This window comes from Xanthomonas dyei, assembly GCF_002939865.1.
In the GTDB taxonomy this organism is placed as follows: Bacteria; Pseudomonadota; Gammaproteobacteria; order Xanthomonadales; family Xanthomonadaceae; genus Xanthomonas; species Xanthomonas dyei.
In genome coordinates this window covers 86,554-99,837 of sequence record NZ_MDEE01000001.1, presented here as the reverse complement: position 1 = coordinate 99,837, position 13,284 = coordinate 86,554, and the positions used below count along the sequence as shown (strand labels likewise).

The 13,284-nt window shown below is 64.6% G+C and carries 11 protein-coding genes and 1 other RNA gene; 8 read left to right on the top strand and 4 right to left on the bottom strand.

All coding sequences use genetic code 11. The annotated features are described in order from the left end of the window. Nucleotides 1–46: 46 nt before the first annotated feature. Nucleotides 47–443, bottom strand: a transfer-messenger RNA (tmRNA) gene (gene ssrA, locus XdyCFBP7245_RS00455). 132 nt (nt 444–575) lie between these two features. Here ssrA and XdyCFBP7245_RS00450 point away from each other — a divergent pair. Further along, a complete protein-coding gene (locus XdyCFBP7245_RS00450) occupies nt 576–3,023 on the top strand; it encodes a S8 family peptidase (protein ID WP_104613907.1) in 2,448 nt (815 codons plus the stop codon). A 139-nt stretch (nt 3,024–3,162) separates the two neighbouring features. Here XdyCFBP7245_RS00450 and smpB read toward each other — a convergent pair whose 3' ends face one another. Then, the gene (smpB, locus tag XdyCFBP7245_RS00445) at nt 3,163–3,666 is read right to left on the bottom strand and encodes an SsrA-binding protein SmpB (protein ID WP_055844930.1); all 504 of its coding nucleotides are present in this window, start codon (nt 3,664–3,666) and stop codon (nt 3,163–3,165) included. A gap of 60 nt (nt 3,667–3,726) precedes the next feature. Here smpB and XdyCFBP7245_RS00440 point away from each other — a divergent pair, with 60 nt between their 5' ends. Further along, complete coding sequence (locus XdyCFBP7245_RS00440) at nt 3,727–4,158, top strand: type II toxin-antitoxin system RatA family toxin (RefSeq protein WP_046963470.1); 432 nt, start codon at nt 3,727–3,729, stop codon at nt 4,156–4,158. Between the two features lie 2 nt (nt 4,159–4,160). Continuing rightward, nucleotides 4,161–4,436 (top strand): RnfH family protein, encoded by a 276-nt coding sequence (locus tag XdyCFBP7245_RS00435; RefSeq protein ID WP_104614220.1) that lies wholly within the window; start codon nt 4,161–4,163, stop codon nt 4,434–4,436. A gap of 395 nt (nt 4,437–4,831) precedes the next feature. On the opposite strand, the gene XdyCFBP7245_RS00430 is transcribed toward XdyCFBP7245_RS00435, so the two are convergent. Next, entirely contained in the window at nt 4,832–5,227 is a 396-nt protein-coding gene (locus XdyCFBP7245_RS00430) for an outer membrane protein assembly factor BamE (protein WP_104613906.1), read from the bottom strand. Nucleotides 5,228–5,331: 104 nt separating this feature from the next. Between XdyCFBP7245_RS00430 and fur the strand changes: the two genes are divergently transcribed. Next, entirely contained in the window at nt 5,332–5,742 is a 411-nt protein-coding gene (gene fur, locus XdyCFBP7245_RS00425) for a ferric iron uptake transcriptional regulator (RefSeq protein ID WP_005988392.1), read from the top strand. Between the two features lie 143 nt (nt 5,743–5,885). Here fur and recN read toward each other — a convergent pair whose 3' ends face one another. Continuing rightward, nucleotides 5,886–7,550 (bottom strand): DNA repair protein RecN, encoded by a 1,665-nt coding sequence (gene recN / locus XdyCFBP7245_RS00420; protein ID WP_104613905.1) that lies wholly within the window; start codon nt 7,548–7,550, stop codon nt 5,886–5,888. A gap of 139 nt (nt 7,551–7,689) precedes the next feature. On the opposite strand from recN, the gene hrcA reads away from it, so the two are divergent. From hrcA to dnaJ, 4 genes are all read left to right on the top strand, one after another. Next, nucleotides 7,690–8,721, top strand: a complete 1,032-nt coding sequence (gene hrcA / locus XdyCFBP7245_RS00415; protein WP_161961808.1) for a heat-inducible transcriptional repressor HrcA — start codon at nt 7,690–7,692, stop codon at nt 8,719–8,721. A gap of 98 nt (nt 8,722–8,819) precedes the next feature. Continuing rightward, complete coding sequence (gene grpE / locus XdyCFBP7245_RS00410; RefSeq protein ID WP_104613903.1) at nt 8,820–9,338, top strand: nucleotide exchange factor GrpE; 519 nt, start codon at nt 8,820–8,822, stop codon at nt 9,336–9,338. Between the two features lie 142 nt (nt 9,339–9,480). Beyond that, nucleotides 9,481–11,406, top strand: coding sequence for a molecular chaperone DnaK (dnaK, locus tag XdyCFBP7245_RS00405; protein WP_005988399.1), 1,926 nt, complete (start codon nt 9,481–9,483; stop codon nt 11,404–11,406). A gap of 161 nt (nt 11,407–11,567) precedes the next feature. Then, entirely contained in the window at nt 11,568–12,698 is a 1,131-nt protein-coding gene (gene dnaJ, locus XdyCFBP7245_RS00400; RefSeq protein WP_104613902.1) for a molecular chaperone DnaJ, read from the top strand. Nucleotides 12,699–13,284 lie beyond the last annotated feature (586 nt).

The window sequence follows — 13,284 nt, the reverse complement described above, 5'->3', positions numbered from 1 at the left end:
TAACCTTCGCAGAATCAAGCACTTACTGCTCTTTTCCGCGATCAGATGGTGGAGGTGGGCGGAATCGAACCGCCGTCCGGAAGCACTCCATCCCCGGCACTACATGCTTATCCCTCCGTTAGATCTCATTCCCAGGCAGCACGGCGGGCAAAGCGCACCTGGAAACCAGCCTGCTTGATTTAGCCGGTAGCTGACAGGCAGCCACCACCGGCGGTTCCGTGATAATGACCCTACATCTACGAGCACGGGCACAAGTAGTTTCGGGGGTTCGCCTTAGGCGGCTGTAGAACTACAACTAAAGCCAATTAAGCGGCGATAGCGAAGTCCGAACCGTAGTTGTCGTCGTTGGCAACTAAAAGTTTGCTGCTGGATTAACGAGGAAAGCTGCCCCCTCGGCATGCGCCAAGCGACTTCGCGACCCCCGTCGAAACCAGTGCACCCCCGGGGAAAGCATCAAACGCTGACGGGGTCAGTGTAGGGATCGGCGCGCCCTGTCACAAGTGGTGAGATGGACTGCGCTTACAGTGGCTTCAGTCCTACCGGACCGAACAGTCTGTAACCGAAGGAGCGAAGCGATGGCGACAGGTAAGCCCCCACGTCCACGTTCGACACGCGCAGCACCACGCCCGGCCACTGCAACTGCCAAGCAGCCGGCACGGCAGCAACAACAGCGCTCACCGCAGTCAGGCGCGCAAGCCGCCGCGGCAGCCCGCGTGCAGGGAAAGGCGCGCACCGTGATCTACATTCACGGCATCGGTAACAAGCCGCCCGCCGAAGTGTTGCGTTGTCAGTGGGACAAAGCGTTGTTCGGGCGCCCAATGGGTGAGCGCACCCGGCTGGCGTACTGGGTCAATCGCGAGCGCTATCCGGTGGCAGAGCCCGGCAATTGCGATGGGCGCGATGTGGGGCCGACGCTCAACCAGAGCGTGCAGCGTGCATTGAGTACGCTCGGCCTGGTGCCGGGCGGGCAGGATCTGCACGTGCTCGCCGATGCGTTGGCACACAGTGAGCAGGAGCGGTCCGACCTGCATCGCTTGCTCGACGAACTGGAGACGGCGAGCGCACCCGGCAGCGTGCAGGCAAAGGGTCCGATCGATGCGATCAACCGCGTGCTGCTGCGGCTGATTTCTGCGGCGTTGCTACAGGACGTGCACGACCTGTTCTTCGTGCCCGAGCGCGCGGCATCGATGCGCGACAGCCTGACCCAGCGGCTGCGTGCAGGCGGCGGGCCGTTCGTGGTGGTCGCGCATAGCCAGGGCTCGATGATCGCCTACGACGTGCTGCGGCAGCTTGAGGCGTCCGACTGCGAGGTGACGCTGTTCCTGACCCTGGGATCGCCGCTCGGGTTGCCGCAGGTGCGCAGCATGTTCAAGCGCTGGACCGGCACCCGCAAGCTGCCGTTCCCCGCGTGCGTGCAGCAGTGGATCAACGTGGCCGAGACGCGCGACCCGATCGCGCTGGACCCGGATCTCACCGACGACATCGCCAACGCGAAGGGGCGTTTCGAGAACATTGCCGGTGCGCGGATCAATCCCGACTGGCAGCACAACGCGCATTCGGGATCGGGCTATCTGTCGATCCCGCAGGTACGCGCGGCGGTGCGTCAGGCGGTGGGTGTGGGCTTCGATCAGCCGGTGTCCAATGCGGTCTTGATCAAGGACCTCAGCGAGCAGCTCGAAGCGCACGGCGCCGAGCATCGGCATGAAGTCCTGATCGAGCTGGATCGGCGGCTCGCCGGCAACGATCCGGCCGGTGTGCGCGCGGTGCTGGTGCGCCATCTGCGCGAGGTCGCTGCGCTTAGCACCGGCTTGGAAGGCGACGCGCTGGATGAGGCGATCGAACTGGAGGATGGGTTGCAGCGTTTCGTGTCGGCACGGTTGACCCGCTTCGAAATCGAATCGTTGCAGAATCGCTACCGCGCGCTGGGGTTTCGCCGGGTGTGGCGCGATGCCGGCAAGCGCGCGCTGATTCACATCTCTGGCAACGTGCTGCATGCCGACGCAGCACGCAACGCCTATCGTGCGCGTGGGCAGCAGATCGGCTGGGCGGTGCTGGATACCGGCATCGCCGCCAGTCACCCGCATTTTTTCGTCAAAGGCCAGCGTGACAATGTGGTGGCGCAATGGGATTGCACCCGGCGCGGTGCGCCCAAGCGATTGACGCGCGCCGACGGCGATGCGTTTGCCCGGCTCGATCGGCACGGCCACGGCACCCACATCGCCGGGATCATTGCCGGCCACTGCCAGGCGACGCTGCCGGATGCGCAGGGCAAGCCGGGCCCGCCGCTGGAATTTGCCGGCATGGCGCCGGACGCGCAGCTGTATGGCTTCAAGGTGCTGGACGACGCCGGCGATGGGCGCGATTCGTGGATGATCAAGGCCGTACAGCAGGTGGCTGCCATCAACGAGCGCGCAGGCGAGCTGGTCATCCATGGGGTGAATCTGAGCCTGGGCGGTTACTTCGACCCGGAAAGCTATGGCTGCGGCTTTACGCCGCTTTGCAACGAGTTGCGGCGGCTATGGCGGCAGGGTGTGCTGGTGGTGGTGGCTGCCGGCAACGAAGGGCTGGCCTGGTTGATGGGCAAGGATGGCGATGCCTATCCGGCCAACATGGATCTGTCGATCAGCGACCCGGGCAATCTGAAAGAAGCCATCGTGGTCGGCTCGGTGCACAAGAGCAGCCCGCACAATTACGGCGTGTCGTATTTTTCCTCGCGCGGGCCCACCGCCGACGGCCGCGGCAAGCCCGACGTGGTGGCGCCGGGCGAAAAGATCGTCTCGGCGTATTACGACTTCGACCCAAAAGATCCGGCCAGCCTGATGGTGGAAATGAGCGGCACCAGCATGGCCGCACCGCATGTCTCCGGCGTACTGGCCGGCTTTCTGTCGGCACGCCGCGAGTTCATCGGCTTCCCGGACCGGGTCAAGCAACTGATGCTCGACACCTGCACCGATCTGGAACGCGATCGCTACGTGCAGGGCAGGGGAGTGCCGAATTTGATGCGGATGCTTGGCGCGACCTGAGGAATCGGGAGTGGGGAATCGGGAATCGTCAAAGCTGAGAGGCCGCGCACTGAGTCAGTTTGTGCTCTGGCAGAAGCTAAATTAAGCCCGAAGCAGGCAGCAGACCAGCTCTTGCGATTCCCCACTCCCGATTCCCGATTCACGCATCTCGGTTATGCCGCCGCATCACGCGCTGCTTGTCGCGCTGCCAGTCGCGGTCCTTGGCGGCGTCGCGCTTGTCGTGATTCTGCTTGCCCTTGGCGAGGGCGATTTCCAGCTTGACCTTGTTGCTGCTCCAGTACAGCGCGGTCGGCACCAGGGTGTAGCCTTCGCGCTCCACGCGGGTGAGCACCTTGTCGATTTCGCTCCGGTGCAGCAGCAACTTGCGGTCGCGACGTTCCACCGGCACGGTGTGGGTGGAGGCCTGGATCAGCGGGGTGATTTGCGCGCCGATCAGGTAAATCTCGCCGGAGCGCACATACGCGTAGCCGTCGACGATGTTGGCGCGGCCGGCGCGGATCGCCTTGATCTCCCAGCCCTGCAGCGCCAGACCGGCTTCGTAGCGCTCTTCCAGGTGGTATTCGTGGCGCGCACGCTTGTTCAGCGCGATGGTTTTCGTGGCCTTCGCGCCGTTTGCTTTATCCTTGGATGGTTGCTTGCTCATGACGCCATTGTCGCCGATTCGGCGTCGTCAAACGATCTTCCGTCTTTCACAAGTTAGCGAATGCCTACCATCCGTCGCAGCGCACTGGTCGAACACAGCGCCTCCCGCATGTTCGATCTGGTCAATGATGTCGCCGCCTATCCGCGCCGCTTCGGCTGGTGCGACGCTGCCCATGTGCTGGAGCAGGACGATGCGCATATCGTGGCGCGCCTGGACCTGGGCCTGGGCTCGTTCCGTACCTGGTTCACCACCGAGAACATGCTCGAGCGGCCCGAACGCATCGTGATGCATCTGCGCGATGGGCCGTTCAAGCGCCTGGAAGGCTTGTGGGAGTTTCAATCGCTGGGCGACAACGCGTGCAAGGTGAGTCTGACCCTGGAAGTGGAAACCAGCTCGCGCTTGCTGGGGCCGGCACTGGCGCTGGGATTTCAGGGCCTGGCCGATCGCATGGTCAACGATTTCGTGCGGGTCGCCGATCGCGGCGACGTGTGACCGTGCGGGTCGAAGTCGTCCTGGCCTGGCCGGATCGCTACAGCGCGGTCGTGCTGGAGCTGCCGGAGGGCGCCACCGCCGCCGAGGCGGCAGCCGCATCCGGCCTCTGCCAGGACAACCCGCCCGCAGCGCTCGCCATCCACGGTGTCGTGGCGCGCCCGGATCAGGTGTTGCGCGCCGGCGACCGGGTCGAATTGCTCAGACCGCTGTTGCTGGACCCGAAAGAGGCGCGCCGCCGTCGGGCTGCACCTGCGAACAAGGCCAATGCCGGTCGCTAAGGCGGCATCTGGCCGCATCGCCCGCCCGCACTGTTGGTGAGCGAACTCTTCCGGACAGTGCTCCATTGCGGCTTTTGCGTCGTGTGATGCGACGTCGCGTTGCAGTAGCTGCAGATATCGATGCCGAGGTGAGTGCGCAGAAGCGAGTTTCGAGAAAATCTAGATCTGCGTTGAGTCGGGCGGCTGCGCCGATAGTCGCGGCCGCAAAAGCATCGCCGCGGCCATCGGCGCGATCAGCCAGCCATGCGCTCTGCTCAGCCAGGGAAGCGCGTGGCAATCGGTAAATTGAAGCAGAACGTTCCAGCCAAGAAGGGCAAGCAAAAAGCCGGCATCAAGGCCGGCTTTCGAGTGCTTTTAGTGGTCAGGCGATCGGGTGATCGCTCTGACGCAGCGCATCAACGGCCGCGCTGCTTCTTCTTGTCGCGCGCTAGGTTGCGGCCGAACTGCTTGGGGGCCGACTTGGCCAACTGCTCGTCCTGCGACGGGAAGTAGTCGCCTTCCCAGCGCGCCACCTGATCGTTCTCGAAGAACACGGTGAAATTCTTGACTTCGGTGCGCGCCAGACGGTCGACGCGCTGGGTGGACGTATAGTCCCAACGTTGCGCATGGAACGGGTCCGGGATCGACGGAGTGCCCAGCAACGCGTTGACCTGCTGCTTGCTCTGGCCTACCTGCAGTTGCTCCACGGCATTCTGTTTAATCAGATTGCCCTGGTAGATCGGCTGCTTGTAGATGATGCCGCAGCCAGCGGTGGAGAGAGCAACGGCGGCGACCAGCAGGAGATTGCGCATCGGGGAATAAGTGATGAGGAAATCACGCCGATGATACACTCCCGCCGGTCGCCGCGACCCGTTTGATGGCAGCTGGCGCTAAATCGCCAATGAACGGAGAACATATGGAAACCCACGACCTGCGCAAAGTCGGGCTCAAGGTGACCCATCCGCGGATGCGGATCCTGGAATTGCTCGAACAGAAGAGCAACCAGCACCACCTCAGCGCAGAAGACATCTATCGGCAGCTGCTCGATCATGGCGACGAGATCGGGCTGGCCACGGTGTATCGCGTGCTGACCCAGTTCGAGGCCGCCGGCCTGGTGCTCAAGCACAATTTCGAAGGCGGCCAGGCTGTGTACGAGCTCGACCGCGGCGGCCACCACGACCATATGGTCGATGTGGACACCGGCCACGTCATCGAATTCGAAAGCGAAGAGATCGAGGCTTTGCAGCGTCAGATTGCCGCCAAGCACGGCTACGAGCTGGAAGAACATTCGCTGGTGCTGTATGTGCGCAAGAAGCGTCCGCGCTGAGGACGCGCCACCGCGTGGGTGAGCAACAAGGCGGCTTCGGCCGCCTTGTGCGTTGTGTGATGCGGGGTGGAGAGGTTTACTGGGAGCCGCCAGCAGAGGCTGCGATAACGCATCGACACCGCAGCCTCCGCAATAGACCTCGATCAGGCGCTCTGCAATAGCTTGCGGGCTGCTGCGCGCGCTTCCTTGCTCACTTCCACACCGCCAAGCATGCGGGCCAGTTCTTCCTGGCGCGCCTGCGGGCCGAGCAGCTCGACCGCGCTCTGGGTCATGCCGTCCACCGGCGCCTTGCTGACCCGGTAGTGCGCGTGGCCCTTGGCCGCGACCTGCGGCAAGTGGGTCACGCACAGCACCTGACGCTCTTCGCCCAAGGCACGCAACTTCTGGCCGACGATATCGGCCACCGCGCCGCCAATGCCGGAATCGACTTCGTCGAAGACCATGGTCGGCACGCTGTCCAGGCCGAGTGCGGCCACTTCGATCGCCAACGAAATTCGCGACAGCTCACCACCCGAGGCCACCTTGCGCAGGGCGCGCGGCGGCTGGCCGGCATTGGCGGCGACCAGGAATTCCACCCGCTCGGCGCCGTTGGGATCCGGCCGCGCACTGTCGTGCGGTTGCAGCTGGATCAGGAACTGCCCGCCGCCCATACCCAATTCGCCGATCAGCGTGGTGGTGGCCGCGGACAAGGCCTCGGCGGCGGTCTTGCGACTGTCGCTGAGCACGCCGGCCGCGCTGCGCCAGACGCCGGTGGCGGACTCGATGTGCTTGTCCAGCTGCTGCAGGCGCTCGTCGGCGCCGCGCAGGCTTTCCACTTCCAGGCTCATGCGCTCGCGGTGGGCGGCCAGCTCGTCCGGGGCGACACGGTGTTTGCGCGCCAGATCGTGCAGGCGGCCGAGACTGCGCTCCATCGCTTCGAACTGGGCCGGGTCGGCGTCCAGGTCGTCGCGCACGCGATCGAGCAGGGCCAGTGCTTCTTCGATCTGGATCACGGCGCTGTCCAGCAACGCGTCCACCTCGCCCAGGCGCGGCTCGTGCTCGGCGACGCGTGCCAGGTCGTGGCGGCTGTCCTGCAGCAGGCCCAGTGCCGACGCGCCGTCATCGCCGTTGAGCTGCTGGGCAACGCTGTCGCAGGCGCCGATCAATGCAGTGGCATGCGCCTGACGGCGGTGATTGACGTCCAGGGCCGCGATCGCGGCCGGGTCCAGGTCCTCGCGTTCCAGTTCGCCCAGTTGATGTTCGAGAAAACCGATGCGGTCGGACACATCGCCTTGCGCAGACAGCGCATCGCGCTCGTCCAGCAGCGCCTGCCAGCGCTGGCTGGCCTGGCGCACCTGCTCACGCTGGGCGCTGTTGCGGGCGTAGGCGTCGAGCAGGGCGAGCTGGCTGTGGCGAGCCATCAGGGCCTGGTGCTCGTGCTGGCCGTGGATTTCCACCAGCTTTGATGCCAGTTCGGCCAATTGCGAGGAGGTCACCGGGCGGCCGTTGATCCAGGCGCGCGAGCCGCCGTCGGCACGGATGATCCGGCGCAGCTGGCACTGCGCCTCGTCGTCCAGCTCGTTGTCGGCCAGCCAGCTCAGGCCCGGGTGTGCGGCCGGCAGCTGAAATTCCGCCGACAGTTCGGCGCGGTCGGCGCCATGGCGTACCACGCCGCTGTCGGCGCGCAGGCCGGACAAGAAGCCCAGCGCGTCCACCATCAGCGATTTGCCGGCGCCGGTTTCGCCCGACACCACGGTCATGCCCGGGCCGAACTCCAGTTCGGTGGCGCGGACAACGGCGAAATCCTTGATCGAGAGGTGTCTGAGCATGGGGGTCGAGTGTGAATGCGTTGGGGAAGCTTAGGGCAGGAAGGGGCGGGCAGGGAGTCGGACGCTTGCCATCCCCGGGGCCAGACATTATCTATGCCCAGTCTCACCGGATGATCCCATGCGCGCGTCCCAGTCCCCAATGCTCGACCCCCGCGCCCGCCAGTTGCTGCGCACCTTGATCGCACGCTACATCCGCGATGGCGAGCCGGTGGGCTCGAAAACCCTTGCCCAGCATGCCGGGCTGGATGTGAGCCCGGCGACCATCCGCAATATTCTGGCCGATCTGGAGGACGTGGGGCTGCTCAGCTCCCCGCATACCTCGGCCGGGCGCATTCCTACGGCACATGGCTACCGGGTGTTCGTCGACAGCCTGGTGCAGATGCAGCCGCCTGGCGAAGAGGAGGTGCGGCGTCTGCGTGCGGAGCTGGCCAGCGGCAATGGCACCCAATCGCTGCTGGGCAGCGCTTCGCAGATGTTGTCGGCCATGAGTCACTTCGTGGGTGTGGTGAGCGCCCCGCGCCGGGAGCAGTTCGCGTTCCGGCATATCGATTTCGTGCCCCTGGATGCGCGGCGGGTGCTGGCGATCCTGGTGTTTGCCGACAACGAAGTGCAGAACCGGGTGATCGAGCCGCGTCGCGCCTACGAGCCTGCCGAGCTGGAGCGGGTGGCCAACTACCTCAATGCGCAGTTCGCCGGGCGCGCGCTGTCGGACATCCGCGCCTCGCTGCTGCGCGAACTGCGCGTGGCCAAGAACGAGATGGAGCAGTTGCTGGCGCACAGCGTGGACCTGGCCAGCGAGGCGCTGGTGCCGGCCGAGGCGGACGATATGGTGATGGCCGGGCAGACCCGGCTGATGGGCGTGCAGGACCTGTCGGACCTGGACCGGCTGCGCGAGCTGTTCGAAGCCTTCGCCAGCAAGCGCGAGATCCTGCAACTGCTCGAACGCACCATCCAGGCGCCGGGCGTCCGTATCTTCATCGGCGAGGAGACCGGCATGGTGTCGCTGGAAGACGTTTCGCTGGTCACCGCACCGTACGCCGCCAATGGCCAGGTGCTGGGCGTGCTAGGGGTGATCGGGCCCAAACGCATGGCCTACGACCGGCTGATTCCGCTGGTGCAGACCGCAGCGCAGGTGCTGGGCGCGGCGATGGAGCCGCCCGGCACGCGATAACCAGCGGCAATCGAAACCATCGTTTTGCTTGAAACGCGGCCGAGCGCCCACATACGGGTGACGTTGGGGCGGGCGTTCCGCTTGCCCGGGAACTGCATATGAACCAAGACCACCCCGAATTCGACTCCGAAGACCTGTCCCAGAATCCACCCGAGACCGATCCGCTCAAGGCCGAGATCGAGTCGCTGCGCAGCGAGATCGCGTTGGTCAAGGCCGACGCCCTGCGCGAACGTGCCGACCTGGAAAACCAGCGCAAGCGCATTGCGCGCGACGTCGAGAACGCGCGCAAGTTCGCCAACGAGAAGCTGTTGGGCGAGCTGCTGCCGGTGTTCGACAGTCTGGATGCCGGGCTCACTGCGGCCGGCGCCCAGCCCAGCCCGCTGCGCGATGGCCTGGACATGACCTACAAGCAATTGCTCAAGGTTGCCGCCGACAACGGCCTGACCCTGCTGGACCCGGTCGGCCAGCCGTTCAACCCCGACCAGCACCAGGCGATCAGCCAGGGCGAGGCCGAAGGCATTGCGCCGGGCCACGTCGTGCAGGTGTTCCAGAAGGGCTACCTGCTCAACGATCGCCTGCTGCGTCCGGCCCTGGTGGTCGTGGCCAAGCACGACTGATTGCCAGCGTCCGGCTGAACTGCCGGGCGCGCCGTTAGAACACAGATGCGCACGGATGGCTTGAACACCTGCGCGCCACCCCCACATCTCAGCCAGACCCGGCGTCGCCGGACACAGCTACAGAATCATCAGGAGCGTATCCATGGGCAAGATCATTGGTATTGACCTCGGCACCACGAACTCGTGCGTGTCGATCATGGACGGCGGCAAGGCCCGCGTCATCGAAAATTCCGAGGGCGACCGCACCACGCCGTCGATTGTCGCCTACACCAAGGACGGCGAAGTGCTGGTCGGTGCCTCGGCCAAGCGCCAGGCAGTGACCAACCCGAAGAACACCTTCTACGCGGTGAAGCGCCTGATCGGTCGCAAGTTCACCGACGCCGAAGTGCAGAAGGACATCTCGCACGTGCCGTACGGCATCCTGGCGCATGACAACGGCGACGCCTGGGTGCAGACCAGCGATGCCAAGCGCATGGCGCCGCAGGAAATCTCCGCACGCGTGCTGGAAAAGATGAAGAAGACCGCCGAAGACTTCCTCGGCGAGAAGGTCACCGAAGCGGTGATCACCGTGCCGGCGTACTTCAACGACAGCCAGCGTCAGGCCACCAAGGACGCCGGCCGCATCGCCGGTCTGGACGTCAAGCGCATCATCAACGAGCCTACCGCTGCGGCCCTGGCCTATGGCCTTGACAAGAACGGCGGCGACCGCAAGATTGCGGTGTACGACCTGGGCGGCGGTACCTTCGACGTGTCGATCATCGAAATCGCCGAAGTCGACGGCGAAAAGCAGTTCGAAGTGCTGGCCACCAATGGTGACACCTTCCTGGGCGGCGAAGACTTCGACAACCGCGTCATCGAATACCTGGTGGACGAGTTCAACAAGGATCAGGGCATTGATCTGCGCAAGGACCCGTTGGCGCTGCAGCGCCTGAAAGATGCCGCAGAGCGCGCCAAGATCGAGCTGTCGACCAGCCAGCAGACCGAAGTGAATCTGCCGTACGTCACCGCCGATGCGTCGGGCCCCAAGCACCTCAACATCAAGTTGACCCGTGCCAAGCTCGAAGCGCTGGTGGAGGACCTGGTCAAGAAGTCGATCGAGCCGTGCCGCACCGCATTGAACGACGCCGGCCTGCGTGCCAGCGACATCAATGAAGTGATCCTGGTCGGCGGTCAGACCCGCATGCCGAAGGTGCAGCAGGCGGTTGCCGATTTCTTCGGCAAGGAACCGCGCAAGGACGTCAACCCGGACGAAGCCGTGGCCGTGGGCGCTGCGATCCAGGGCGGCGTGCTGGCCGGTGACGTCAAGGACGTGCTGCTGCTGGACGTGACCCCGCTGTCGCTGGGTATCGAAACCATGGGCGGGGTGTTCACCAAGATCATCGAAAAGAACACCACCATCCCGACCAAGGCTTCGCAGACCTTCTCCACCGCCGAAGACAATCAGTCGGCCGTGACCGTGCACGTGCTGCAGGGTGAGCGCGAGCAGGCCCGCTTCAACAAGTCGCTGGCCAAGTTCGACCTGTCCGGCATCGAGCCGGCGCCGCGCGGCATGCCGCAGGTAGAGGTGTCCTTCGACATCGACGCCAACGGCATCCTGCACGTGTCGGCCAAGGACAAGAAGACCAACAAGGAACAGAAGGTCGAGATCAAGGCCGGTTCGGGCCTGTCGGACGAAGAGATCCAGCGCATGGTCGCCGACGCGGAAGCCAACCGCGAAGAAGACAAGAAGTTTCAGGAGCTGGTGCAGACCCGCAACCAGGCCGATGGTCTGATCCACGCCACCCGCACCGCGATCACCGAGCATGGCAGCAAGGTCGGCGGCGATGTGATCGGCAAGGTGGAAGCGGCGCTGGCGGATCTTGAGACCGCCATGAAGGGCGACGACAAGGCGCAGATCGAAGCGCGCAGCAAGACGCTGGAAGAAGCCGGCCAGTCGCTGTACGCCGCCGCCGCTGCGGCAGAGCAGGGCGGCAACGCCGATGCGGCCAGCGGCAATGCGCAGGCCTCCAAGGCCGCCGATGACGTGGTGGACGCCGAGTTCACCGAGGTCAAGGACGACAAGAAGTAAGCCGTGATTTGGGAGTCGGGCATGGGGAGGGCAGGCGCTAAAGCGCATGTCCCTCCCGCCCGATATCCTCTACGCGTCGCGTCGCCAAGGCGGACCAGCAGCATGCTGTCCGCCTTCGCGTTTCAAACGAATCACGAATCACGAACCACGAATCCCCGCTTATGAGCAAACGCGATTACTACGAAGTGCTGGGCGTTGCCCGCGGTGCCAGCGACGACGAGCTGAAGAAGGCCTATCGCCGTTGCGCCATGAAGCACCACCCGGATCGTAATCCGGGCGACGCTGCGTCCGAGGCGCTGTTCAAGGAGTGCAAGGAAGCCTATGAAGTGTTGTCGGACGGCAATAAGCGCCGCGCCTACGATGCGCATGGCCACGCGGCATTCGAGCACGGCATGGGCGGCGGCGGCGGCGGGCCGGGCGGCCCGGACATGGGAGATATCTTTGGCGATATCTTCGGCAATATTTTTGGCGGTGGCGCCGCCGGTCCGCGCGCTGCGCGACGTGGCGCCGACGTCGGTTACGTACTGGAACTGGATCTGGAAGAAGCCGTCGCCGGGATCGAGCGCCGCATCGAGATTCCGACCCTGATCGAATGCGAACCCTGCCACGGCAGCGGCTCGGAAGACGGTAAGGTCGAGACCTGCGCGACCTGTCATGGGCGCGGCCAGGTGCGCATCCAGCGCGGCATCTTTGCCATGCAGCAAAGCTGCCCGCACTGCGATGGCCGCGGCACGCTGATCCAGAACCCGTGCAAGACCTGCCATGGCGCAGGTCGCGTGGAAGAAGACAAGGTGCTGTCGATCAAGGTGCCGGCTGGCGTGGACACCGGCGACCGCATCCGGTTGGCAGGCGAAGGCGAGGCCGGCCCGGCCGGCACACCGCCGGGCGACCTGTATGTGGAAGTGCGCGTGCGCGAGCATGCGATCTTCCAGCGCGACGGCGACGACCTGCACTGCGAAGTGCCGATCCGCATTTCGCAGGCGGCGCTCGGCGACACCGTACGCGTTGCGACCCTGGGTGGCGAAGCGGAAATCCGTATCCCGGCAGAGACCCAGACCGGCAAGTTGTTCCGCCTGCGCGGCAAGGGCGTGCGTTCGGTGCGCAGCCGCAGCGAAGGCGATCTGTATTGCCGTGTCGTGGTCGAAACGCCGGTCAACCTGACCGCCGATCAGCGCGAGTTGCTGCAGCAGTTCGAGGCAACCTTCACCGGTGAGGATGCGCGCAAGCATTCGCCCAAGTCGGCCACCTTCATCGATGGCGTCAAGGGCTTCTGGGATCGCATGACGTCGTAAGCGACGTCATGGGCAGTGAGGGGGCGCAGCCGAACAAAGGGCGTGCCTGCTCCTGCCCGGAGCAGGCGTGGACATTGGTGAGGCGAATGAGGAGAAGACAGCTTTCCTTCGCTCGATCGAAAGCGCTCCTGCGGAGATATCCTTTTCTTGTCGCGAGAAGCGCTACACGAACGACATCCTTCCCGCTCGGAAGAACTGCCAGAAGAGCGTTCGAAACAAACTGCCGGAACGAAACAAACTGCCAGAAGCTTGCTCGCAGGAAAGTACCAGACTCTCCCTCGCAAGAAAGTGCCAGAAGAACAACATCCTTCTCCCATTGGGAGAAGGTGCCCGAAGGGCGGATGAGGGTGCGGCGTAACGATCGCCAACGCCTAAGCTATCGGCAACTTGGCCTTGCTCCAGTGCAGCCGGGCATCAATAGAGATATCCAATTGACAACGCTTCGGGCTGACCTCCGTGCAGGCCTGCGCTTCACTCGCCTCGCGCGCGCAGTGCCCAGCACTCTCGATCGAATCACTGCGCGATGCCGCAAACCGCATCTGAGCCACTGACACCATCCCGACGCTGAGCCGATACCCGCTCACTC

Excerpts from the sequence above, each read along its gene's own strand:
- grpE (WP_104613903.1), top strand. The coding sequence starts at position 8,820 with ATGAACCAAGACCACCCCGAATTCGACTCCGAAGACCTGTCCCAGAAT.
- XdyCFBP7245_RS00440 (WP_046963470.1), top strand. The coding sequence starts at position 3,727 with ATGCCTACCATCCGTCGCAGCGCACTGGTCGAACACAGCGCCTCCCGC.
- XdyCFBP7245_RS00450 (WP_104613907.1), top strand. The coding sequence starts at position 576 with ATGGCGACAGGTAAGCCCCCACGTCCACGTTCGACACGCGCAGCACCA.
- dnaK (WP_005988399.1), top strand. The coding sequence starts at position 9,481 with ATGGGCAAGATCATTGGTATTGACCTCGGCACCACGAACTCGTGCGTG.
- dnaJ (WP_104613902.1), top strand. The coding sequence starts at position 11,568 with ATGAGCAAACGCGATTACTACGAAGTGCTGGGCGTTGCCCGCGGTGCC.
- fur (WP_005988392.1), top strand. The coding sequence starts at position 5,332 with ATGGAAACCCACGACCTGCGCAAAGTCGGGCTCAAGGTGACCCATCCG.
- XdyCFBP7245_RS00430 (WP_104613906.1), bottom strand. The coding sequence starts at position 5,227 with ATGCGCAATCTCCTGCTGGTCGCCGCCGTTGCTCTCTCCACCGCTGGC.
- hrcA (WP_161961808.1), top strand. The coding sequence starts at position 7,690 with ATGCTCGACCCCCGCGCCCGCCAGTTGCTGCGCACCTTGATCGCACGC.
- smpB (WP_055844930.1), bottom strand. The coding sequence starts at position 3,666 with ATGAGCAAGCAACCATCCAAGGATAAAGCAAACGGCGCGAAGGCCACG.
- recN (WP_104613905.1), bottom strand. The coding sequence starts at position 7,550 with ATGCTCAGACACCTCTCGATCAAGGATTTCGCCGTTGTCCGCGCCACC.